The organism is Paenibacillus ottowii (assembly GCF_006874425.1).
GTDB classification, from domain to species: Bacteria; Bacillota; Bacilli; order Paenibacillales; family Paenibacillaceae; genus Paenibacillus; species Paenibacillus ottowii.
The window spans coordinates 62,746-86,009 of record NZ_VIJZ01000006.1; the positions used below are offsets into that span (position 1 = coordinate 62,746).

The 23,264-nt window shown below is 46.1% G+C and carries 18 protein-coding genes and 1 riboswitch; of the genes, 9 read left to right on the forward strand and 9 right to left on the reverse strand.

The window, feature by feature from the left end:
- Nucleotides 1-130: 130 nt before the first annotated feature.
- Entirely contained in the window at nt 131-1,987 is a 1,857-nt protein-coding gene (locus FKV70_RS15085) for a beta-glucoside-specific PTS transporter subunit IIABC (protein ID WP_142613352.1), read from the forward strand.
- A 133-nt stretch (nt 1,988-2,120) separates the two neighbouring features.
- Nucleotides 2,121-2,636 carry a thioredoxin family protein gene (locus FKV70_RS15090; RefSeq protein ID WP_063212194.1) on the forward strand — a complete coding sequence of 172 codons (516 nt, stop codon included), beginning with the start codon at nt 2,121-2,123 and terminating at the stop codon, nt 2,634-2,636.
- Nucleotides 2,637-2,831: 195 nt separating this feature from the next.
- On the opposite strand, the gene FKV70_RS15095 is transcribed toward FKV70_RS15090, so the two are convergent.
- Nucleotides 2,832-4,187, reverse strand: coding sequence for a sugar phosphate nucleotidyltransferase (locus tag FKV70_RS15095; RefSeq protein ID WP_142613511.1), 1,356 nt, complete (start codon nt 4,185-4,187; stop codon nt 2,832-2,834).
- Nucleotides 4,188-4,348: 161 nt separating this feature from the next.
- Here FKV70_RS15095 and FKV70_RS15100 point away from each other — a divergent pair, with 161 nt between their 5' ends.
- Complete coding sequence (locus tag FKV70_RS15100; RefSeq protein WP_142613353.1) at nt 4,349-5,044, forward strand: response regulator transcription factor; 696 nt, start codon at nt 4,349-4,351, stop codon at nt 5,042-5,044.
- Between the two features lie 40 nt (nt 5,045-5,084).
- On the opposite strand, the gene FKV70_RS15105 is transcribed toward FKV70_RS15100, so the two are convergent.
- The 3 genes from FKV70_RS15105 to FKV70_RS15115 are packed head-to-tail and all read right to left on the reverse strand — an operon-like array spanning nt 5,085 to nt 11,741.
- Nucleotides 5,085-9,512: a hypothetical protein gene (locus tag FKV70_RS15105; RefSeq protein WP_142613354.1), complete on the reverse strand. Its 4,428-nt coding sequence runs from the start codon at nt 9,510-9,512 to the stop codon at nt 5,085-5,087.
- A 52-nt stretch (nt 9,513-9,564) separates the two neighbouring features.
- Complete coding sequence (locus FKV70_RS15110; RefSeq protein ID WP_142613355.1) at nt 9,565-11,298, reverse strand: ATP-binding protein; 1,734 nt, start codon at nt 11,296-11,298, stop codon at nt 9,565-9,567.
- On the reverse strand, nt 11,295-11,741 hold the full coding sequence (locus tag FKV70_RS15115) for a hypothetical protein (RefSeq protein ID WP_063212190.1): 447 nt from the start codon (nt 11,739-11,741) through the stop codon (nt 11,295-11,297). Before FKV70_RS15115 ends, FKV70_RS15110 begins: the two co-directional genes overlap by 4 nt.
- A 45-nt stretch (nt 11,742-11,786) precedes the next feature.
- Between FKV70_RS15115 and FKV70_RS15120 the strand changes: the two genes are divergently transcribed.
- A complete protein-coding gene (locus FKV70_RS15120; RefSeq protein ID WP_142613356.1) occupies nt 11,787-12,491 on the forward strand; it encodes a response regulator in 705 nt (234 codons plus the stop codon).
- Here FKV70_RS15120 and FKV70_RS15125 read toward each other — a convergent pair.
- From FKV70_RS15125 to FKV70_RS15140, 4 genes are read right to left on the reverse strand one after another with little or no spacing between them, the layout of a single operon-like run.
- Nucleotides 12,459-13,370 carry a glycosyltransferase family 2 protein gene (locus tag FKV70_RS15125; protein ID WP_142613357.1) on the reverse strand — a complete coding sequence of 304 codons (912 nt, stop codon included), beginning with the start codon at nt 13,368-13,370 and terminating at the stop codon, nt 12,459-12,461. The genes FKV70_RS15120 and FKV70_RS15125 overlap by 33 nt on opposite strands.
- Complete coding sequence (locus tag FKV70_RS15130) at nt 13,330-14,556, reverse strand: glycosyltransferase family 4 protein (RefSeq protein WP_142613358.1); 1,227 nt, start codon at nt 14,554-14,556, stop codon at nt 13,330-13,332. Before FKV70_RS15130 ends, FKV70_RS15125 begins: the two co-directional genes overlap by 41 nt.
- Nucleotides 14,540-15,805 (reverse strand): polysaccharide biosynthesis protein, encoded by a 1,266-nt coding sequence (locus FKV70_RS15135; RefSeq protein ID WP_142613359.1) that lies wholly within the window; start codon nt 15,803-15,805, stop codon nt 14,540-14,542. The genes FKV70_RS15130 and FKV70_RS15135 overlap by 17 nt, the downstream gene beginning before the upstream one ends.
- Before the next feature lie 4 nt (nt 15,806-15,809).
- Complete coding sequence (locus FKV70_RS15140; RefSeq protein ID WP_142613360.1) at nt 15,810-16,931, reverse strand: glycosyltransferase family 2 protein; 1,122 nt, start codon at nt 16,929-16,931, stop codon at nt 15,810-15,812.
- 396 nt (nt 16,932-17,327) lie between these two features.
- Between FKV70_RS15140 and FKV70_RS15145 the strand changes: the two genes are divergently transcribed.
- From FKV70_RS15145 to thiE, 5 genes are all read left to right on the forward strand, one after another.
- Complete coding sequence (locus FKV70_RS15145) at nt 17,328-19,049, forward strand: NAD-dependent malic enzyme (protein ID WP_142613361.1); 1,722 nt, start codon at nt 17,328-17,330, stop codon at nt 19,047-19,049.
- A 69-nt stretch (nt 19,050-19,118) separates the two neighbouring features.
- A riboswitch (TPP riboswitch) is annotated at nt 19,119-19,221 on the forward strand.
- A gap of 134 nt (nt 19,222-19,355) precedes the next feature.
- A complete protein-coding gene (tenA, locus tag FKV70_RS15150) occupies nt 19,356-20,045 on the forward strand; it encodes a thiaminase II (RefSeq protein ID WP_142613362.1) in 690 nt (229 codons plus the stop codon).
- Nucleotides 20,046-20,070: 25 nt separating this feature from the next.
- Nucleotides 20,071-20,916 carry a hydroxyethylthiazole kinase gene (gene thiM, locus FKV70_RS15155; RefSeq protein WP_142613363.1) on the forward strand — a complete coding sequence of 282 codons (846 nt, stop codon included), beginning with the start codon at nt 20,071-20,073 and terminating at the stop codon, nt 20,914-20,916.
- The gene (gene thiD / locus FKV70_RS15160) at nt 20,913-21,740 is read left to right on the forward strand and encodes a bifunctional hydroxymethylpyrimidine kinase/phosphomethylpyrimidine kinase (RefSeq protein WP_142613364.1); all 828 of its coding nucleotides are present in this window, start codon (nt 20,913-20,915) and stop codon (nt 21,738-21,740) included. The genes thiM and thiD overlap by 4 nt, the downstream gene beginning before the upstream one ends.
- Nucleotides 21,737-22,426: a thiamine phosphate synthase gene (gene thiE / locus FKV70_RS15165; RefSeq protein ID WP_142613365.1), complete on the forward strand. Its 690-nt coding sequence runs from the start codon at nt 21,737-21,739 to the stop codon at nt 22,424-22,426. Before thiD ends, thiE begins: the two co-directional genes overlap by 4 nt.
- 413 nt (nt 22,427-22,839) lie before the next feature.
- Here thiE and FKV70_RS15170 read toward each other — a convergent pair whose 3' ends face one another.
- On the reverse strand, nt 22,840-23,181 hold the full coding sequence (locus FKV70_RS15170; protein WP_142613366.1) for a winged helix-turn-helix transcriptional regulator: 342 nt from the start codon (nt 23,179-23,181) through the stop codon (nt 22,840-22,842).
- Between the last annotated feature and the right edge of the window lie 83 nt (nt 23,182-23,264).

The window sequence follows — 23,264 nt, forward strand, 5'->3', positions numbered from 1 at the left end:
GTCGTTTTCACCACGAGTTTAGGTTTTTCTTGTTTACAAGGTTAAAAAGATGCACGCCGGCGCATCTTAGCAACAAATGTAAACAGTAAATCCTATCCGTAGCAAGAATAACACTTAAGGAGTTCTGAACATGAGTGATAAAGAGCTATCTAAAAAAATAGTGACTCTCGTTGGCGGCGAAGAGAATGTCAATTCGGTATTCCATTGCGCTACACGCTTGAGATTTAAATTAAAAGATCGTACAAAAGCAGACAAAGCTGCACTAGAAGCAACGCCTGGTGTCATTACAGTGGTGGAAAGCAGCGGCCAGTTCCAAGTGGTCATCGGTAACAATGTAGGTCAAGTGTTTGAGCATATGATGGCAGAAACAAATCTGCAGGATGCGGACAATCCAAATGCGAAAAAAGAAGCATCTTCCGAGAAAACGAATGTTCTCGGCAAAGCAGTCGATATCATTTCGAGCATCTTCTCTCCTCTCTTGGGGGCTCTTGCCGGAGCAGGTTTGCTCAAAGGGATTATGGCCTTAATTTCGTCGCTCCATTGGATTGATACTGCAAGCGGTACGTATCTCATTCTGAACGCTGCTTCGGACAGTGTATTTTATTTCTTGCCTATATTCCTGGCTATTACATCATCTCGTAAATTTAAGACCAATGCCTTTGTATCCGTTGCAGTTGCTGGAGCACTCGTCTACCCAGATGTGATTGCAGCGGTGGACAATCCAGCAAAACTGGCTTTTCTCGGGATTCCAATCATTTTAATTAAATACAGTTCCAGCGTAATCCCCATTATTCTCGCGGTATGGGTACAATCCTATGTGGAACGCTGGTTTAATTCCTTTGTTCATCAATCGGTAAAAAACATTATCGTCCCTATGCTATCACTGCTGGTCGTTGTTCCATTGACGTTTTTGGCCTTTGGTCCAGTCGGTAATCTGATCAGTCAAGGCTTGGCGAATGGTTTTACATGGGTATACAATTTAAGCCCATTGATTGCTGGAGCTGTTGCCGGGGCATTCTGGCAAGTATTTGTTATTTTCGGTGTACACTGGGGTTTCGTTCCAATCATGCTATCCAATATTTCAACATTGGGTTATGACACGATGCTTCCAATGCTTACAGCAGCCGTACTTTCTCAAGCAGGTGCAACACTCGGGGTATTCCTGAAATCACGAAATACTCAAATGAAAGCATTGGCTGGTTCCTCCACACTGGCAGCTGTATTCGGGATTACTGAACCTACGATTTATGGCGTAACTTTGAAATTGAAAAAGCCTTTCATTTACGCTTGTATTTCTGGTGGTATCGGGGGCGCTATTATCGCTTCCGGCGGAGCAACTGCAAAGTCCTTCTCCCTGCCTAGTTTGCTGGCATTGCCAACTTATTTTGGAGCTGGATTCTTATGGGTTGTTATCGGCTTACTCGTTGCCTTTATACTCGCTGTTGTGTTGGTTATGATTTTGGGCTTTGACGATCCGAAAGAAGAAACTGCAAAAACAGAAGGCGCACCCGCAAAGAAAGAAGCTGCCATTGAAAAAGAAATTCTCGTAAGTCCGCTGCAAGGTAAAGTGCTGCCATTGGAACAATCCTCTGATGTTGCTTTTGCTTCAGGCGCTATGGGAAAAGGAATCTTGATCGATCCTACAGAAGGTGTGCTGACATCCCCTGTTAACGGAACGATCACGACCGTATTCCCGACCGGACATGCCATCGGTATTACTTCCAATGACGGAGCAGAAATTCTGATTCACGTTGGTGTTAATACGGTGAAACTGAAAGGACAATTCTTTGACAAGCGCGTCAAAGAGGGTGATGTGGTGAAGCAAGGGCAATTGTTGCTTGAATTTGATATCGAACAAATTAAAGCAGCAGGTTATACAACGACTACGCCAATCATCGTAACCAATTCCGCTCAATACCTGGATGTACTGAGCACAATAGAACCTGAAGTGAAACGTGAGGATTACTTGTTGACTGTTGTAGTCTAACATTAACGTTGAGACTACAAGAAGCTTTCCAAATGGAAAGCTTCTTTTTTATGCATTATGAGACAAGTGTTACAGCTAAAAATGGAAATATCATATATTGTAAGTTTGAGATTGTAAAAAAAGGAGGATTTCTGTGAAAAAAGGATATATCGCCGGGTTAAGTGTCATTGTATTGCTTATCATTGGTATTGCTATTTCAGCTGTAGTTAAATTTCAAGACTTAGAGCAGGTAGTTCAGCAGAAAAATAAAGAGATCCAAGCGAGCAAAAGCAATTACCCCGAAATATATGACCACTTGAATGCGGTTACAATCAATGGTTTTAAACAATTGATTCAGCAGGACCAAAGTGTATTCGTCTATGTTGGCAGACCCAGTTGTGGCGACTGCAATCGGTTTGAGCCTAACTTTAACAAGATGATTGAACAGTATAATCTGGGTTCCAAAATTACTTTTTTGAACGTTCACAAGATTCATAAGGACAAATCCCAATGGGATAAATTTAAAGCCGATTACAACGTAAAATATACCCCTACGATTGCAGAATTCAGAAACGGCAAGTTGGTGGATAAAATAGAATGGACACCGAAAAGAGATCTCAGTACAGATGCTGTCAAAGAGTGGCTAACCTCCAAAAAGCTCATTTTATAAGCCTCTTTCCTATTCATTTCATTAAGAACAATACGAGCTGTTCATGCAAAAAAGGTATTCAAGCGACAACGCATGAATACCTTTTTATTGAGAATTCCTAGTCGTCAAAGCTTGGTTAAAAAATAGTTCCTAGCTCTCCTCGTAGGCTTCGTCTGTACCTCGTTTTTACCCATTCGTTCCTACATTCTGGGCCTCTTATACAATACGAGCATCCACCGAATCGGGAAATTCATATCGGATAATATCTGTTTCGGATACCATATGTCCGATTTGTGACTCAATGAATTCCAAATCTCCCTCTACGGCTCCTATAAAATGCTTGGCACCCGGTTCCACAACGATGACCATGCCGGGGCTGACAGTCTGTGTCATCCCATCGATACAGACGCTTCCGGTTCCTGAGACAATGGTCCACACTTCTTTTCGAAACTGATGCTCATGATAACTGATAAATCTCCCGTTCGAAATAACCACACGTTTGGTGACCGTTTGTAACCCGCTGGCTGCTTGTTGATGGGATAAGACCGTTTGCTTCCCCCAAAAGCGCTCCTCAAAACGCGGTCCAATTTCAATTTCAGCTACCATATCCTTAATTCCTGTGGATGATTGTCGATCCGTAACCAACACGCCATCTGGCCCAGCAACGACAATAATGTTGGGGACATTCCAGATGCTGACCGGAATCTCCAGTTCATTGATGATATGCGAGTCATGTGATGCTTCTGAAATATACCCGGGGCCACTCAGCTTTGAACTCACTTCCCGCACCAACGAATCCCATGTTCCTAAATCTCTCCATTCTCCATGATATGGGAGCACGGAGAGCTTACGAGTGTGTTCTACTACCGCAATATCAAAGCTGGTTTTAGGCAAGTCTGCGTAATTTGTCGAAAGTGACTCATAATCGACTGGTAAACCCATTTGTGTCAGAACATCCATTAAAAAGCCGATTCTAAAAGCAAACACTCCGCAATTCCATAACGCTCCTTCACGGATCAATGCTTCGGATCGGATCAGATCAGGCTTTTCTACAAATGAGCTCACTCTATAATATGCCTGATCAAGCAAAGGAGCTGAAGGGACAATATATCCATATTTATCGGAAGGCTCCGTTGGAACAGCCCCCATCAATGCGATATGGCTTCCGGATTGCTCTAATATCGAAGGAAGCCTGCGCAGATGTTCGAAAAATTCATCCCCTGCATAGCCATCCACCGGCATGACCCCTACGATTTCGTCACGTGATGCGCCCACGACGTCATGCAAGTAAGCCGTAGCTAGGGAAATGGCCGGGAAGGTATCCCGCTGAGTCGGCTCCTCAATGACCACAGCGTCTCCGCCAATTTGCCCCTGAATCAGTTCGACCTGAGTTCCACTCGTAGAAAAATAAGCTTGCTCTGCCAAATCCGCCTCATCTAACTGTCTCCATATCCGTTGTAGCATGCTTTCTGGTCGCTCGTCATGACGTAGGATGGAAAGAAACTGCTTAGGGCGGTTCACATTGGATAAGGGCCATAGACGTTTACCCGACCCTCCGGATAATAAAATCATTCGCAAAGATGCAACCTTCTTCCTTTAAGTTAATATTTTTCTTACATTATGAAACTGTTTGCTTTTCGTGCTTTTGCCGAATACATAAGTATGTAACATCGTAGAACATACATCGTTATGCCATGTTATTTGTATCTTTGTCCGTACAGGAGATGTCAGTCATGTCTACAAAAATACTCATCATTGAAGGTCAAAAAAGTTTGGCTGATATGATTGCTCTTCATCTTCAAGAGGAAGGCTATCAGACCGAACTAATCTATGATTATAAACTCGCAATTCCTACATTAATGCACTTTAAGCCGGATATTATTGTGACCGCTCTAATGTTTTCCGGTAAAATCGAATGTGAGCTGATCAATCACATCCGTCAATTTACCACGGTTCCCGTGCTCGTCATCTCTAATAATACCCTGCTGAATACAAGAATAAAGGCTCTAGACGACGGAGCAGATGACTTTTTATGCAAGCCCTTCAGCCTGAGAGAGCTAAACGCCCGTATCAAAGCCTTGCTGCGCCGCAGTGGCAGCAACATGCTCACTGAATCACAAACGAGTACCCAAAAGCTTAAAAAGGTAAGAGTTTGGGTGAATGATTACCGTCATAGCCTGTTGGTCGATGACCAGGAAATCGAAGTTACTCACATCGAATTTTCCATTATAAAAGAGATGTCCACCAATCCAGGGAAAGTTTTTACCCGCAGCGAGCTGATGGATCGAGTTAAAGGCGGAGATGGCGCTTATCTGGATCGTACCATCGACGTACATATCTCCAGCCTCCGCAAAAAGATTGAACGTGATCCTAAAAATCCTCAGCATATCCGCACCGTTTGGGGTAGAGGCTACAAATACGAGATGTAGCTGTATCGTAACGTCTAGCCCCTCTGGGCAGCTTGCTTCTTTATGGAAGCTTCCGCCTTTTCCATCGCCCATAAGGAAGAAAACAAGCTACTCCACCCAATATTCCTATGACAAACAGTACCCAGCCGAAACGGTAGGCAGAAGCCAGAATAACAACAACCTTACCGTTTCCGCTGCCATTCGTTATAAATCCGGTCGTTACTCCATTCACAGACAGACGCGCTCGCTGATTTTCGCTACCCAGCCTGAACTCCCAGAGTGGATTAGGTGATTCTGTCTCCCGGATGAGCACCTGCTGATGCATTGGATTATATAGCGTAAAGCTGCGTTCCATGGAATTTTCACGAGTAGCCTGAATGTTTTCCGCAGCATGTGGTGCCATAAAAAAAGTATCCATATCCGTTCCCTCAAACAGCGTAAATTGATCCACTGTAATCATCGCTTGATAAGGAATGATGGAATATTGCTTCATTTGAAACAAGCCTGATTGTTTCTTGTGCGCATGCGCCAATATCTGAAACTGCATCAAGGCAGTTCCTGCCGGAGCCTTCACGATTTGATCATAATGATTCCATTGCTCCTTATCTCTCTCCTCTACCTCATCAATATAGGAGGTTTGAAGAACTTGGGACATTTTATTTAAAAAAATGACCTTCATGTGCCGACTTCCAATTTCTTCTGATCTCGCATCCAACTGCACAGCGTACTCTTGCAGCGGCTCTGCCTTCATTTTTTGGGACGCATAAATATTCCAGTCACAAGAATAGCTAGGTGCGTAACGGATTGACAGTTCTTTGTTCTTGATGGACAGGTTCGTCTGGCCAGGTCGAATATCTGCTACACAGCCAACATCCGTACTTAATGATTCCTTCGTGTCCTGCCCAGGCATCACGGTCACTTCCTGACCGTTCATTCGATGAATATCTTCAAAACCACTCAATGACGGCACCTGACTGTCCAGGACAAGGGTTAAGCGATATTTTCCCTTGGTTAAGAACAGATTTCTAAATTCGACCCGGCCATAATCATTCAGCAGACCGGGAATTTGTATGATTTTCTTGGCAAAACCATCCTGATTAGGCACCGTTTCAATAACTTGCTTTTCGGATATTGAGGTAGCGGGTAACTGCTTATACGTCTCACCCGTACGAATCGTTCTGGTCAGTAGTTTTCCAGTTTCTTCATTCGTCCATTTCATGGTTAAAGATCCCTTGTATCCGGCAGGCAGATTAGCCAAAATTGCTGCGCTATAGGTTCCTGTTTTGACGACTTCCACTTCTCTGCTTAATGTCCCTTTTTGGTAGCTGATCCCCCGCCCCATACTAAGTCTTGGTAAGGCACGTTCTGTCTGCACATTCCCTTGGGCGTTAAAATCGCTCTCTGCCTCCAAGGTGAAAAAGAGCTTGCCCCGCTTCAGTGCCTGCTCCACCGGAAAAGATAATTGATCCAGCTGATCCACTGGGACAATCGCAAATTGATTAACCGCATTAAAGCCTTGCAGGTTATTCACTGTGACCGGAGTATCTCCTTTGGGAAAAACATGCTCCCCCAGATCGACCCATTGGAATTGGTTTAATCCCTCATCATGGGTCTTGATGTTAACCACTCCATCCGGCAGTGTGACTTGCAATTTCCCGCCTGCCTTATTCATGAACACTCTAGCATATACATGTGAGGTTTGAGACTGCTCCAATTTTTTGTGCATCGTAAACGTGTTGGGCTTGCTATATTGCCCCAAATCACGCAGCTGGATATCATGAATCCACCAGTAATTTTTTTGCTGCGGACGCTGGAGGGTTAACAAATCCATTCGCATCCAATAGCTTCCAGGAGGTGAGACGTATTCCCCGTAAAATTTTACACTGTCAAAGTTATAGCCCTCTGAAGGTGCCACGACATAGCTAACGCCCAGCTCACGCATTTGCTTATCATAAAACCTCATTTTTACATGCATTTTGTTCGTCCCGCGACCAGAAACGGTGATGTGGAACTGATACGGGTTATTTTCCTTGGCTTCCAGTAATCCCGATCTGGCAACCTGCCATATATTACTCGGATCTCCTTTCATAATCTCGCCGTGCAGTGTAGGCACATCGTTGGATTCCTCACGAGGGTTAGCCTGCACACTGAACAACAGCGGATTATCCGGCTTGAAAAAGGTTTCAGTTCTCAGCATCGAGTCAAAATCCAGCACCGTTTTCCCTTCAATACTGCTCATCTGATAAGGCGCCACATCCAGCTTCTTACTGGCAAAAGTGACTGCAATCCCTGCATCCATCTCCATATCAAACGGGAAGTTTCTTATATTCTGAGAAGATAAGTACCATAACCAATCGTTGGTTGAAGCAAAAGTTTTGGACCATTTTAAAAAGGCATTGCCATCCTCAATGGCATCAAAAGGACGCAAGTAATCCTCTGCCGGAAGCTGTGACAACAGTAAGTCATTAAAGGAGGCTGCTTCCACATAGTCCCCTTTGTTGACCGTCTGAATGGTGTTTAACTCAGGCTTCAACGCGCTGAACAACACGCCAAAGCGACTAAAATCAAAACCAGGCAAATGACTGTAGCTCTCCAAACGGCTAAATCCGTAAGGTGTCACAATTTTACTTGCAAGAATATTCATATAGGGCGGTGCCTGATCAAGATTGAATATGGAAAATAAGTCGTTCTTGTACGTACGTTTCAGCCCGTTCTGACCTTCCAGCTGAGACAGGTGAAAATCCTGCCGCTGCTCCTGTCCCTCATATTCATCATGGTAGACCAACTGGTTAACCCCAAAGGTAGAGAATAGCCAGCCTAATCGTGAGCTTAATCCGTTGTCCATAACATACTGCAGAAAATTCATATAGTATGTAATACCGGGATCGTTGCCTTCATGATGAAAGATCGTATTTTTCGGAGAAGAGTACACCTGAAAATCTCCAGTCGCCTTCTCAGTGGCCGTTTTTCCTTTATTCCATTTGGGTGTCGCTACTCCGTTATAGCTTTGAATCATATTGTCGGCAATCGGAAAATACAGTGCCTTGCTGTCAAAACGATCTGGATCAGTCAGCTTTTCAGCCAATTGACTATAAGCCTTCGGCACTTGTACCGGCTTGTAGTAGCCCTCAATGAACTGGGTACGCAAGGGAGCCAAATACACGCCCAGGCACAAGATGACGATAACAACCGCTAGCTTTTTATACACACGCTGTAGCGGCGATGATCCAAACCATTCCATACATTGAATAACGCCAAAGGTCAGCAGCACGCCGAAATTAAGGGAAAGCAGCCCGATAAATTTGTTAGGATCACGGAAAACTGAACCAATCACGGGGGTTTTCGTAACCAGAATAACAAACCACTTGGCAATGGACGGAAACGTCGTTCCTGTGGCTGCAACCATAAATAACAGCGTAAGGAGCGAGAAAATCAAAATGATCGGATTTTTATGTGAACGTGTCCCCATCGCGTACCCGATCAATAGCAATAAGACCCCCCCACCTACATAAAACATCGCAGGCAGTGAGGAAAAAGAGAACATGGGCCACCAATAGCTCAGTAAATAACCCACATTATATAAACTGCTGTTACGGCTAAACAGAGACAACGTATCCACGACGTTGATATTATGCTGAGACGCTTGGGCGTCCATCAACATGCTGCCTACATACAAGGACAACCAATAAAAACTGAGCAGACCGAAAAACACACCAAAAATCATGCCTTTACGCAAAAAATTACCGTATAAGGGCTGTAAATAGGCGCGCCCAGCTTTACGATGGGTCCAGGTCAGTTTGAGCAGGAGCAACATGGTGAACAATCCCAAATAAATCATCCCGAAGAAAAAATAATGAATGGCCGCAGCACTAACGGTGAATACCGCAGCCAGCAGGAACAGGTCAATCCAGTTCCGCTGATACAATTTATGGGGATGATAGTTTTTAATTTGTTGAATTTGAAACTTGGGGTCCACCGCACTGAAAAAAAATCGCAGCATTAACGGAAACAAACTATAGCCACAAAGCAAATAAATATGCTGGATGCGAAAAATAACCCACGGATTCAGTGCATAAAACAACGAACCCACCATAATGGCAAAAATACGGGTCTTCGTAAAGCTTGGTGAATAATACACGCTGACCAGTCGCTTGGCAAAGGCATACATCGAAAATGCCGAAACAAATAACAAGCCTGTAATAAACGACTTGAGCAAGACCGGACCGCTTTCATCAAATAATAATGAAAGTCCATAGAAGGGCAAGATATACAAGATCCGTGGGGCATTGAACAGGGTTGAGGTAGACCATCGTTCGTTCCATACCCCGGTTATTTCCTCCAGATAGCGATGAGAGGTGGCTCCAAAGGCAATGTCGCTGAACACGATTTGTCCAGGTCCATAGATGGGGGCAAGATATACAACAATCGCAACCAGCATCAATAGGATTGCCGCCATATCGTAGCGGTAGCGAAATATCCATTTTTTCATGCTTGTCCCCCTCTCTTGAGCTTCTTGTCTATCTGTTGGTTATCTTGTGAGTCTATCTTCTCAAATGAACGATGGCCTGCAAGCCCTGATCGGTATTACGCAACTTTAAGCGACCACCTATAGTCTTCAGATATGCATCCATGTGATACAGGCTGAACGTATGCTCCTGTGAGTTTTGAGAATAGTCCGGCTGGAAATAGCTCCAACGCATCTTATCATCAATCCCGCCGCCTGTGTCTTCAATGATAACCATAATTTCAGTTTCTTCTAGTCGTGAGCTAATCTTAAGCATATGCGATTGCCGCTTGGACCGCAGCCCTGTCCGACCCCGGACCTGATCCTCCGGCTGCTCTCCGTCTTGGTTCATGGCCTGCACAGCATTTTCCAGCAGCCCCTGAATCGTTTTGTACAGCATGGGCGCTTGTGCTGCAATCGATGGAACTGGCTCTTGCCGCAAGGTCACTTGAATGTGCTTCATATTCAGCGAACGGTTCGCCCATTTCAGCGATTCGGACAATACCTCATTCATATCCGTGAAGCTGATTCCGCTATTATCATGCATTTTCTCTTCCAGTTCATCACGCAAGCTACGGACGCCTGTCAGCAGCTCTCCTAGTGAGGATTCCTGTCTGAGACGACCCTGGATGAAATTTTCATTCAGCTCGCGGAAATACTCCAATTCCTCATGAGATGCTCCTTTTCCCTGACTGGAAGCCACTTCAAAGCGGTTGGCCAGATCTTGATAAAACCCCAACAGCTTTAAATCATCGCCGCCGGTGAGACGGCTAGTCTGTTCTTGCAGGTCTTGTAGCTGTTGCTCAATCGTCTGCATTAACGGCAAATAATATGTGTCCTGTTGCTGTCGCATATCTTCATCCCGCCGCTGGTCACGCACTTGATTGTTCACGATGGCATCTTTCACAATCCGTTTGCGGAACTGGATGAGCATGACCCACAGAATCATAAGTATTAAAGCCATCACCATCCACAACTGTTTGCGAAAGGAGCTGATTCGCTGAGCAGTGTCCTGACTGACATCCTTAACCGATATGTAAAGGGCCTCATCTCCAATGCGGCTGAATCCTATTCCGTATTTCTCTCCACGATCTTCAACGATGCCTGTATTGCCCTCCAGCAGCCTCCGGGTTACACCTGTGATGTCCGTCCGGTTGATATCCGGAGTATTGCGGGAAGCTACGATTTTGAATTGATCGTTATACAATAAAATCTCGTGCGGATTCACCGGCTTACTTTTAATAATTCCGCTGAGCATTTCAGCGTCAACCGTGCGCACCATAAAACCGCCCGTTTGCGCTCCTTGAATCCTGCACGCTATGTACTGGGCTGGCTGATGGTCCTTAGTCACAAAAGAGCTTACTGCACAACCATTTTGCAGCCATTTAATCTGTTGGACTGCACTCCTCATCTCACGATTGTCACGTCCGACCAGCACATGATACTGTTCATCCAGCACATAAAAAGACCCGCTCTCACGCTTAAATCCCTCAGCATATTGACGTGTTCTCTGATTCAGCATCTCTCTGCCCAGATTGGACGACAGCTCCTTAAGTTCGGCCTGCCATGCGGTATAACGCTCTGTTATGCTGCCAGACAGTTCCTGGACCTCATACTGGAGCTGCTCGTTCTGAATTGCCGCCAAGTGACCGCTGAATTGCCGCATGACAAACCATTGTAGCACAGCAGCCAAGCACACGGTCACACATAGAACAATCAGGTACAGGATCAGCTTTTGCCAACTTGGTTTCAGCAAAGCCCATTGTTTCATGCCCTATCCCCTCCATTTTGTTCAAGACGACCCAAGATCGCTTGCATCAGGCATTCCAGCTCGTAGCTGACCAGCGGTAGACGCGCGCACAGCAACCGGGGGGTGCGGCGCTGAAGGGCGGCAAACCTCGCAGCGGTTTCCGTTGCCCCATCCGTCAGCAGGATCAACTCGCATGTTTTAGCGATGTATAGGCGATCCAGCTCTTCCTCGCCGTATGCTCGCAGATCCACAACGTAAATATCATGTCGGTCGTCCATATGCTGGAGTGCACGGGAGACAGCCAGGGTCACCCCTGTATGCCACGCAGCATGATACTGGTGAAAAAGACGCATCCCTTTTTCCCAGAGCGCATGCTCAGCCGAATCAAATCGTTCACAAAAAAGACGCAACGCCCGTTCTGTATTGACATCTTTTAAAAATGCCAAAACGCTGATATTATACATGTAGTTCCTCATTTCTTACTTCCTGATTGGAGTTGCGCAGTTCTTATGACACCCCAAAACATTCTATTTGTTGATGACAGTCCTATGGTGCTGTCCCTGCTTGAACGGACATTGATGCAAGAAACTTTCACCCTACATACCGCTCACACACCTAAGGAAGCCCTGCAAGTGCTGAAACAGCACCCGATTGATGTGGTCGTTTCCGATCTGCTTATGCCTGGTTTGGACGGAATTACGTTCCTTCGTATGATTAAGAAGGATTATCCGCATATCGTACGCATCATTTTATCTGGTCATCTGCATACGCAGTCCATTTTATCGGCCATTAATCAAGTAGGTGTGTTCCGTTTTTTGACGAAACCGCTGGAACTGGATGATAACACGCTAAAAAAGATACTGTATGAGGCGCTTGATCAGGCTAAGCTCAATCGAAACAGCCTGCATGCAGATCAGAACGTAGCCTCTGACCTATCGGCATTTATAGACAGCATTTTGAATGCTCCGTACCGACCGTATGTATTGCTAAATGATCAAGATATCGTAACTGCCGTACACATTGCACTTGCTGAGCTGTATCCTGTCGGCTGCTCACTACGTCATCCCGATGGTAGAGGTATTCAGTTAACTCCGCATTCATTGTATATACCGTATGCAGAGTCGGAATCTTCTGATCCCGACCTGTACTCGCTGGATACGCTGACCCTTGGGCATTCATCCTTACGCCTTATCCGCCTTAGCGAGATCGCCTGAGTGACGGGTGCCGCCCTTTAACACGGCGGCTACCCCAATCACAGTCAGGCAGATATACATCCACAGCATCCCTGCCGTAAGTAGCGGATGGCGGATATAGTTTTTTACATTCCCCCATGTATACAACACCGGACGAAAGAAGTACCAACGTTCCAGCGCCTTTCGCAATCCGCCCTCTTCAGATGACATCGTACGATCCATCACCGAAAAGTAGTAGGCTTTTTTACGTAATACATCCTGCAGATATACCTGTTTTTCATCATGATATACCCGTGTAAATACGGCCCGGCGAATGACTCCGCCAGATTCGATATAGCGCAAGGTGGGCTGTATTTCTTCAAAGGCAATCTGCTCCGCATTAAAGCCGCCTGTGGATTCGTAAGCGCTCATTCGCCAGAAGCGTGCTGCTTCAATGGAGCGTTTTCCCAAGGTCTCTCCCGCGTTGTTAATGACATTCCGCTCGAAAACCTTCACTTTGGAAAAAAAATTTTTGGCTTCCGAATATGCCTCCTCCGGTACAACCAAGGCGCCGATTTCCTGATGGTCGTCAAAAAAGTCGATACTCTGCTGGATCAGATGTTCGGCCAAAATCATATCGGAATCCACTACCAATATGTATTCAGCCCCCAAGCGTTTCGCTTCCTCAACGGCCTTGACCCTCGCAACTCCCCGCTCTCCATGAGGAAGCTCTAGTACTGTTACGGGCACCGAACTTCCTGCTGACAGCATACAAATCGTCTCAACCGTCCGGTCATTGGAGCCATCATCAGCAATTACAATATGCAGATCCTTATAATTTTGCCCCATACAGCTCCGCAAACAAGGCTCTATCGTACGTTCATTGTTGTACGTGGAGAAGAGAATGACCACTTTGTCCACTCTGTTCCGCCTCCTCTATCCAATCCTTCATCAACTGCTCAAACGCAGCAGCCGTATGGTCAAAATGGAATCTTAGCGCATATTGATATGCTCGCTCACGGATGGCCATATAATCTTCGCCACCCTTTGCCACTCTTTCCATTTGCTCAGATAATCCCCGAATATCCCCGTGAAAGCATAAATAGCCGCTTTTTCCGAAATCGGTCGCGTCCACCAAACCGGGGGAGTTGCTGACAATGCTGGGTGTTCCAACGGCTGCCGCCTCGGTAATCGTCAACCCCCAGCCTTCACGTAGGGAAGGAAACACGAGCGCATGGGCACGACTCATCAGCTCCAGCTTATGCTCTGGTGAAACAAATCCGTAAAAGGTAATATCAGCTTGCGAATGCCCCTGTTCATCCGGTTCTTCATATGTCAATCCATACCGCTCTATAATCGGCAATAATTGCTCTGCCACATAGGTTTTATCGGTTTTTCCGGCAATCCATAACATAGCCTGGGGGAACTTTTCCTTGAGCTGCCCAAAGGCTTCAACGACTAGATCAATGCCTTTATATTTAACGAAGCGTCCTGCATACATAAAGGTCGGATTAGACTCCTTCGTTAAAAAGTGTTCACGTGGCCAATGATCAAACTCAATGCCTTCTGGTAAAAGGTGAACACGATCCGGATGAAAACCAAGCTTAAGCAGATCATACCGGGTAGACGGGGATACCGTGAGCGTCCGATCCTTCCGTGCCAGCTTAAGCATCAGGGGCTCCAGATGAAATCCAATCATATTTAGCGGAAAGCGGGTATTTTCATACCATATTTCTCTTGTTAGCTGATGTATGAAAAAAATCCGCTTGGATGCCTCCACCCAAAATCGGGTAAAGAACTGATGCGTATTCGCCTGATTGATCACGTAGTCTATCTGCTTCCGGTGACGACGGTAATAGCGCATCGCATAATAAATAACACTGTATATGTTTCCTTTGCGAATATAGGTAATACCGTCAATCACTTCATGCTCGGGCATCCCCTCAAAATGGGGCGAGAAATGAATGAACTGAAAACGGTCTTGCTGTGTGCGTTTCAGCATTTCATGGGTAAAAACTTCTGCTCCCCCGCTTTTCGGAGAACGAATGTCACGCCAGGAAAGCAATAGAACGACGGTTTTACCGTTCTGTTCAAGTATGGTAGTCATGGGGTGAATCCCCCCTTATCTTTATTTTGAACAAATATATATAGGCATCTATCACAAAATAGAGAGACATTGCCCCGTAAACAATCAACTCTGACAGCAAAAAATCAACTGGGTCTGTGTGAGCCATATGAAAGGCTGCTACTAAAACAGCTGCTCCTGCTACCAGACTAAATATAAATTTGCGTCTGCCCACCAATACGTGCACATGCACAAAAAACATCACGATGGAAAATAACCAGTACACCCAGCCTCCCCATGGAATATAGACCTCCACTGACTGGTAAGAAGCTCCAAATAATATGGGAATAGACGATGGGAATATATAGGTCGTGCCCACATATACACACAGCGCAGCGACAGCCATTAACCCAGCATAGATGGCAATTAACTTGCCCAAAGTCTGACGGTCATGCCCCTGCGCACCGATCTTGGGGATAAAGGCCGCAATCAGGCTGTAGGAAACGTAATAGACCAATTGGCTGTACTTCAGTGCAATGGCATAGCCGCTGGCTTGCTCGGGAAAGTAATGCTGTACATACAACATGTCGATGGAGATACAAAACAGAATGAATAAATTCGTCATAAGGCTATCGGTAAAATCCTGACCAAGTGACTTCCATAGCCCAGCAGGGATACGTTCTCCACTGTGTGTAGTTATGGATAAGCCACGGGCCGAAATGATCCAGCCGTGAAGCAACGACAGCAGCATTCCTCCGCAACTTGCCAACAGTAGAGCTTCCAGCTTTAAACCTAGTGCGGCCAGGACAAAAAACAGGCTCAGTTTCCCTATGACCTCAATGTAATAATTCACATTGAGCGCTAGCATGCGTTCCCTACCCTGTAAATCTCCGCGGCATGAACTCACGAGAATATGCAGTCCGATCAAGCCATACAGCATGAATAGCGGGCCAGATTCGACGCCCAATAGCGAGCGCAGCAACGGATGAAGGAAGAGTAAAAGGATCATGGCAAGCACAGTTAGCACCAGAGGTGCTTTTAGTAATAGAGAACCGAGCGGTAAGCTGCGTAGTGGAAGGTTCTTGTCACCCTTGGATACCAGTTTGGCGGTTAATAGCTGGATGGATAAGCCCAAAACGGACAACAGTGCAAAAAGGGCCAACAGCGCGTTCGCCTGACCATAGGCTTGTCCGGTCAGATACCAGCTCGCTGCAATGTGGAAGAAAAAATTAAATCCGTTAAGCAGCACATTAAAGAGAGGAAACATCAACGAACGCAATCGGTTGTTCACGTGGTTATCTCACCCGCCGATCCAGTCGCCAAATTTCAATGATCGAGCGCAAAAAACGAATGGAATCCTTCCAGACATGAATGTGCGAGCCATCTCGGTCAATGCATTTGACGGGTAATTGCAGCACACGGAGTTGAAGTCGCTTGGCAATAAACATCATCTCCAGATCCAGCGCCAGTCCGAGTTGTTCCTTCAAATGTGGAAACATCCGCTTCACGGCAACCGAACTCATCACTTTAAGCCCCGTCTGGGAATCTACCACACCTGTTGGTAGAAAGGGGCGGGAAACGATCCGTTTGCCAAAGCTGACGATAGATCGTAATAAAGAACGATTCTCGGCGGTCATATCTTTGGTTCCGATCACAACGTCATAGTAGCCCTGCTGAACAACATTAATCATTCTGGCAATATCCTCTATGAAAAAGGAATCGTCTGCATCCACAAATACATAGTAATCCGCGCCAATGGTCCGCATCCCTTCCAGATACGTCCCTGCCTTGCGTGTATTGCGTCCCAATTCCCTGGTTTGAAGCAGCGGACTCAGATTCTGGTTAATCCGGTTTACAGACAAATCCGTTGCGGCCCCCAGCGCTTTAATCAAGGCATTCGTGCCATCGTGGCTACCATCATCAATGAGATAAATTGAACCCTCTATAATATGGCTGCGGATAAAGGCTTGCAGTCGCTCAGCAAAGGTTTTGACATGAACAAAACGCTTCTCTTCGTTATATACAGACAAGATGAATGCAACATGCTGGCTTCTGGTCGAATACTCGGGATAGAGCAAGCTTTGTATTTCAGAAAGGATTTCTTCGGTATCATTGGCTTGCCAAAATAGCAGACGCAATCGGCCCACTCCGATAATTTGCACCATATGCTGATCACTGAACGGATCGGTTACATCCGTGACCAATAGCAATGGCATTTGCGGAAATTCGCTACGGATTTGATTGGCTTTTCGCACAGCTTGCCCCGGCTCCCTATAATCAATCAAGCAGCAACATGCATCCTCGTAGACTGAAGCGGTCTCCGTGTCCTCGCACTGTATATATTGGTAAAAACAAATCACATTGGGATAATCAATAGCCCTGTTGTTATCACTAAAAATGGCTATAGGTCCCTGCACACAAACCTCTCCTTTTCCCCCGAATAGTTCTATTTTGTTGAAAAAGATTTAAAAATGTTTGCTTAGAAAGATTAAATTAATGTCCAAATACTTCATATTTTCTTAACAAAATAGCTGACATTCCTTGATATATAAGCATATAAGAGAAGAAAGACTAATTTTCATATTTGATAAAAACAGAGCATTTAGACCTGATTCATTAGGACTACAAACATACAGATTACAAGGTGAATTCAAATTCAAAATCGGTGCTATAGAATCAATAAAAAGATACACATATGGTCATTTTGTCATAGACATAATAGATGAATAAAACCAATTGGCACGTCCATACTATGGATAACATGTCATTTTTCACATGAATAATTATCGAAATATGAGAAAGAAGGTCCTTCTATGGAAGCATTTTATGTCAATCGTGATGGGTCATTATCTACTCCCTTGCGAGGGAAGGATGTGCTGGCAAACCCTCTTTTGAACAAAGGTGTGGCATTTACAGAAGAAGAACGCAAAGAACTGGGCTTGGAAGGAATTCTTCCTCCCACTGTCCTTTCATTGGAGAAACAGAGTGTTCGGGCATATCAGCAATTTCTGGCACAACCCACCATGCTGCGTAAAAATGCCTCGCTTAACGACCTTCACAATCGGAATGTCGTACTCTACTATCGACTGCTGACCGACCATTTGAGTGAGATGCTGCCCGTAGTCTACACACCAACTGTAGGAACTGCCATTCAAGAATACAGCCATGAGTACAACCGTCCGGGGGGCGTATATTTATCGATAGATCATCCGAATGGTATCGGACAGGCGCTCTCTAATTCCGGCTTGAGTAGTGAGGATGTTGACCTGATCGTCGTGACGGATTCGGAAAGTATTTTGGGAATTGGTGACTGGGGTGTCGGGGGAATTAACATTGCTATTGGCAAACTCGCTGTATATACAGCTGCGGCAGGCATTCACCCCGGGCGGGTACTGCCCATTGTACTGGATGTCGGCACGAATAATGAAAAGCTGCTAAATGATCCGCTGTATATCGGAAACCGCCACAAACGAGTGCGCGGAGAAGCCTATAATCAATTTATTGATACCTTTATCAGCAAAGCATTAACACAATTCCCGAAGGCGCTTTTGCATTGGGAGGATGTAGGCAGCGTGAATGCACGCCATATTATAGGGAAATACGGTAAAAATATTCTCACCTTTAATGATGACATCCAGGGCACGGGAGCAGTAACCCTGGCTGCGATTATTTCTGCGGTAGGTGTCACCCAAACCCCGCTGCGTGAACAAAAAATACTCGTCTTTGGTCCGGGGGCAGCAGGAATCGGTAACGCCGACCAAATACGGAGCGCTATGATCAAGGAAGGGCTTCCTGAGGAAGATTCATTCAAGTCGTTTTGGGCCTATGATTATCGTGGACTGTTAACAGACGATATGAACGATATACTGGATTATCAGAAACCCTATGTGCGTAAAAAGGAAGAAGTCAGCTCGTGGTCCCGATCGGAAGACGGTAAAATACCGTTGCTGGAGGTCATCCGTCAGGTTAAACCCACCATCTTGATTGGAACTTCCGGTGTAGCTGGTGCCTTTTCTGAAGAGATTATCAAGGAAATGGCAAAGCATGTAGAACGACCAATCATTATGCCCATGTCTAATCCTACCAACCTTGCTGAAGCGGTACCTGAGGATTTGATACGGTGGACTGATGGCAAAGCCTTGATTGCTACTGGAAGTCCTTTCGAGCCCGTTACCTATAACGGTACGAAATTTGAAATTGGTCAGGCGAACAATGCCTTTGTTTTCCCGGGACTGGGTCTGGGCGCGATTGTGGTCAGAGCCAAAAGAATCACCCCTTCTATGTTTACCGCAGCAGCGGATGCCGTCGCCAACGCCGTAGATTCGAATGAAGTGGGTGGTGCACTGCTACCCCATATCCGAAAATTACGTGATGTTTCGTACGCGGTTGCGGTTGCGGTAGCGAAGGCCGCAATTCAGGATCAGGTAGCTCAGGCACACATTTCAGATATTGAACAAGCCATTCGGGGTGCGATGTGGAAACCGGAATATGTAAAGGTCAAAGCCGTGGAAAATGTAATCCATCACCCTCACTAATCCTTCACCGGGCATGAGCAGTTTGACATAACATAGGAACGATTGTACAGTATTAGTCAAAAGAATAGGAAAGTCCACTAGGGGAGCCATTATGGCTGAGACAAGAATGAATCTTGGACCCTTTGAACCTGATCTAGTTCGTACTAGCGTAGGAAAGTGGAGCCTTCGTATATAAGGTTTCAGGCGTTTTTGTGCATTGAACCTATGTTGAAGCCGCTCCAGTTTTCGGGGCGGCTTTTTGGCGTTGTTCCGGGAATTGTATCTTACGGGACTTCTTGTTCTCCATTTTTATTGGAGGTGGGGAAAATGAGTTTTTCGCAAGAGCTCCGTCAGCAGGCGGATGGCATTTTTCAAGCCATTTATGAGCATCCCTTTGTGAGAGGTATTGCTGAGGGAAATTTAACAAGAGAACAGCTGATTCACTATGTAAAACAAGACTTTGAATATTTGAACGCCTATATGCGGATTTACGGCATCGCGATCTCCAAAAGCACGAGCCGGGAGGATATGGCTGTATTTAACGAACAGATCTCTTTTATTCTCAACAGCGAGGTTCATCCGCATCAAAATTTTTGTACTGTCGCAGGTGTCACTTACGAAGAGATGCAGGGATATCCACTCGCTCCGTCCGCTCATCATTATATTCGCCACATGCTAACCGTCGCTCATGAGGGTAGCCTTGGGGAAATCATGGCCGTGCTGCTGCCTTGTCCATGGACATACCTTGAGATTGGACGCAGGCTAATGGATGAGGTAAAACCGGATGAGTCTCATCCGTACTATGAATGGATTTCCTTTTATGGAAACCAGATTGAAGATGTAACTTCCAAGAATCGAGAGCGTGTGGATGCTTGGGCTGAAGTCGCCTCGACTGCCGAGCGAGAACGGATGATTGAGCATTTTATGCTAAGCTGCCAGCTGGAATATATGTTCTGGGACATGGCTTATACACAGGAACAATGGCCCGTCCAGATGCACGCTATGGTCTTGGAATAATCAGTATAGATGAGAGAGGAGAAACATGATGAGTATGTGGGAACAGAGTTATTCGGAGCTCCTGACAAAGGTACAAAACAGCAAGCCCCTTGTTCATAATATAACCAATGTGGTGGTCACCAACTTTACAGCCAATGGTCTATACGCCCTGGGGGCTTCCCCGGTGATGGCTTATGCACCTGAGGAAGTAGCGGATATGGCAAAAATAGCGGGCGCCCTCGTATTAAATATCGGTACGCTGAACCGCGAACTGGTGGATGCCATGATCATTGCTGGACAATCAGCGAATACGCATGGTGTTCCAGTTCTACTAGATCCAGTCGGTGCAGGAGCAACCAGTTTTAGAACCGAGTCGGCGCTGCGAATCCTAAAGGAGGTTAACATCTCACTAGTGCGAGGCAATGCAGCCGAAATTGCCCATCTTATCGGGGAAGTCCGAGAGATTAAAGGGGTCGATGCAGGCGACAGTGCTGACAGCGGTAATATCGACCTGGCAGTTCGGGCTGCGCGGACACTCCACACCATGGTTGCCATCACTGGAAAAGAGGACGTCATCACCGATGGAGTCGAAGTACGCATGATTAGCGGTGGAGACGCGCTGCTTACGAAGGTAACCGGCACAGGCTGCCTGCTAACCTCCGTATTGGGCGCCTTTGCAGCTGTTGATCCCAATCTACTACTCGCAGGTACAGCGGGCTTGGCATTTTACAGTGCAGCAGCTTCCCGAGCCGCAGCGCATACTGCAAAACTGGGGCCAGGCAGCTTCCAGATTGCCTTTCTTGACGAGCTCGCCAAACTACATACTGGTTCGCTGGAGGGACATGTCACGATCCGTGAAGTCGGGACAACCACAACAGGTGGTACGCGATGAGAAACGTGCACATACCGAGAGCGCTAACGATTGCCGGTTCAGACAGCGGCGGCGGGGCCGGAATTCAAGCTGATCTTAAAACTTTCCAGGAGCTTGGCGTATACGGCATGTCAGCTATTACGGCCATAACGGTACAAAATACCTTGGGCGTTCACGGTGTATATCCGCTACCACAGGAAGCAACAGCGCAACAGATCGAAGCTGTAGGATCTGATCTTGGGGTCGACGCCCTGAAGACTGGCATGCTGTTTGATGCGGGCATCATCCGCCTTGTAGCCGAGCAGATTCGAAGGTTTGGCTGGGAAAAGGTTGTCGTCGATCCTGTAATGATTGCCAAGGGGGGCGCAAAGCTGCTGCAACCGGAGGCGGTGCAGGCTTTGAACGACGACCTGCTCCCCTTGGCGCTGGTCGTCACACCAAATATCCCGGAAGCAGAGGCTTTAACCGGGATAAGCATTCGTACGATGGAGGATCGCCGCGAAGCTGCGAGACATATAAGCAGCCTGGGCCCCAAGTTCGTTGTGATTAAGGGCGGCCACGATGAGGAGGAAAACACCGACCAGGTCATCGATCTGCTCTTTGACGGAACAGCCTTTACAGAGCTGGGCGGCAAACGGGTGCGGACGGTACATACACACGGAACAGGATGTACGTTCTCAGCAGCCATTACTGCTGAATTAGGGAAAGGTGTGTCTGTACCCGAAGCTATTTTGAATGGAAGAGCCTTCATTCAGGCGGCGATTGAGGATACGTTGTATCTTGGACAGGGACATGGTCCAACTAATCATTGGGCCTACCGTCGTCGTCAGGAGATACTTCAATGAGCGGCCGAATATCACCTGAAATGATGCGCCAGCATTTGCAGATGTATCTGGTTGTCGGAAGCGTAAACTGCCTTGCGGAACCAAGTCGGGTCGTGCAGGAGGCTCTGGCTGGCGGCACAACGATGATCCAGTTCCGGGAAAAGGGTCATGGCGCGTTAACAGGGGTTCCTATGTTTGAACTTGCGCGTCAGCTGCAAAATCTATGCCGCCATGCTGGTATCCCCTTTATCGTCAATGACGATGTAGAGCTGGCTCTTGAGCTCGACGCCGACGGCGTCCATATCGGTCAGGACGATGAATCGGCTGATTCCGTGCGCGCGCGAATCGGAAACCGAATTCTTGGCGTCTCCGCCCATACCATTGAGGAAGCACGTAGAGCCATCCTGCAAGGTGCAGACTATCTCGGCGTCGGACCCATCTATCCTACCATCTCGAAGGATGATGCTCAGGCCGTCCAGGGCCCGGCCATTTTACATGAGATGCGCAAGGCGAGAATTGATGTACCGATCGTCGGGATCGGAGGCATTACGATAGAGCGTGTGGAGGAAGTGGTAGGTGCAGGTGCCGATGGTATAGCGGTGATTTCGGCCGTGACGCAGGCAGAACGAATTCGAGCTGCGGCAGCGGAATTAAAACATAAGGTGTTGCTAAGCATCAAGCATTCAAGGATGTCTCAAAAGCTATAAAATGCTAGGTCCTTTCCTCTATCCCACTAGTCACTTTTATTGTTCAAGCAAGAGCCTCATTTTCACTAATAAAGTAGGAATGAGGCTCTGTGTTGTCATAAAATTAATCTTTTACAGCTTGATTTCCTTGGTTCTTTTTCTCAGCAATAAGTAATCCTAGCAAAGTGTACCCCCTGTACAATATTCCTATAAGCAGAACAATACCCACAATTGAAACAAGAATAAGTAGAATATTCGCTATAAATAAAATGATCGCCATAGTCAAAAATATCACATCCCCCAAAGATACTGATTTTTAAGCGCTTCTATCCTCAGTGCACTCGTGCTCGTTGAATACCTGATTAACTATAAATATATGTCAATCGTCTTTTCTAATATTCGTATAGCATTCGAAAGCAATTAGAAAATGATATTTAATTATATTGATTTTTCGTTCCCCATTCACATAACCCTTCTAAAACAGGCAATAGTGTTTCCGCTTTTTCTGTGAGACTGTACTCGACTTTAGGCGGAACTTGGGGATACTCCTTCCGGTATACCAGACCATCCGCTTCCAATTCTTTTAGCTGTGAACTCAATGTTTTATAAGTAATAGCTCCGATTTGTCTTTTCAGATCATTAAAACGTACCACTTGGTTTTCGGCCAGAAGATAAATAATAACCATTTTCCATTTCCCCCCAATGACTGACACTGTATAACCAAAAGGTGTATCCTCAATATTTTTAACTTTACCTTTATATTCAGCCATACTCATATTTACACTATCCTTTCGGGTAGTACCTATCAAATTAGTGCGTACTACGTTTTTATTTGCGTTCAGTTTATACTAACCGTAAT

Coding starts and splice junctions, on each gene's coding strand:
- FKV70_RS15095 (WP_142613511.1), bottom strand. CDS start 4,187: ATGATTTTATTATCCGGAGGGTCGGGTAAACGTCTATGGCCCTTATCC.
- thiE (WP_142613365.1), top strand. CDS start 21,737: ATGAGCGGCCGAATATCACCTGAAATGATGCGCCAGCATTTGCAGATG.
- thiM (WP_142613363.1), top strand. CDS start 20,071: ATGATGAGTATGTGGGAACAGAGTTATTCGGAGCTCCTGACAAAGGTA.
- FKV70_RS15100 (WP_142613353.1), top strand. CDS start 4,349: ATGTCTACAAAAATACTCATCATTGAAGGTCAAAAAAGTTTGGCTGAT.
- FKV70_RS15105 (WP_142613354.1), bottom strand. CDS start 9,512: ATGAAAAAATGGATATTTCGCTACCGCTACGATATGGCGGCAATCCTA.
- tenA (WP_142613362.1), top strand. CDS start 19,356: ATGAGTTTTTCGCAAGAGCTCCGTCAGCAGGCGGATGGCATTTTTCAA.
- FKV70_RS15130 (WP_142613358.1), bottom strand. CDS start 14,556: ATGACTACCATACTTGAACAGAACGGTAAAACCGTCGTTCTATTGCTT.
- FKV70_RS15120 (WP_142613356.1), top strand. CDS start 11,787: ATGACACCCCAAAACATTCTATTTGTTGATGACAGTCCTATGGTGCTG.
- FKV70_RS15110 (WP_142613355.1), bottom strand. CDS start 11,298: ATGAAACAATGGGCTTTGCTGAAACCAAGTTGGCAAAAGCTGATCCTG.
- FKV70_RS15170 (WP_142613366.1), bottom strand. CDS start 23,181: ATGAGTATGGCTGAATATAAAGGTAAAGTTAAAAATATTGAGGATACA.
- FKV70_RS15145 (WP_142613361.1), top strand. CDS start 17,328: ATGGAAGCATTTTATGTCAATCGTGATGGGTCATTATCTACTCCCTTG.
- FKV70_RS15085 (WP_142613352.1), top strand. CDS start 131: ATGAGTGATAAAGAGCTATCTAAAAAAATAGTGACTCTCGTTGGCGGC.
- thiD (WP_142613364.1), top strand. CDS start 20,913: ATGAGAAACGTGCACATACCGAGAGCGCTAACGATTGCCGGTTCAGAC.
- FKV70_RS15115 (WP_063212190.1), bottom strand. CDS start 11,741: ATGTATAATATCAGCGTTTTGGCATTTTTAAAAGATGTCAATACAGAA.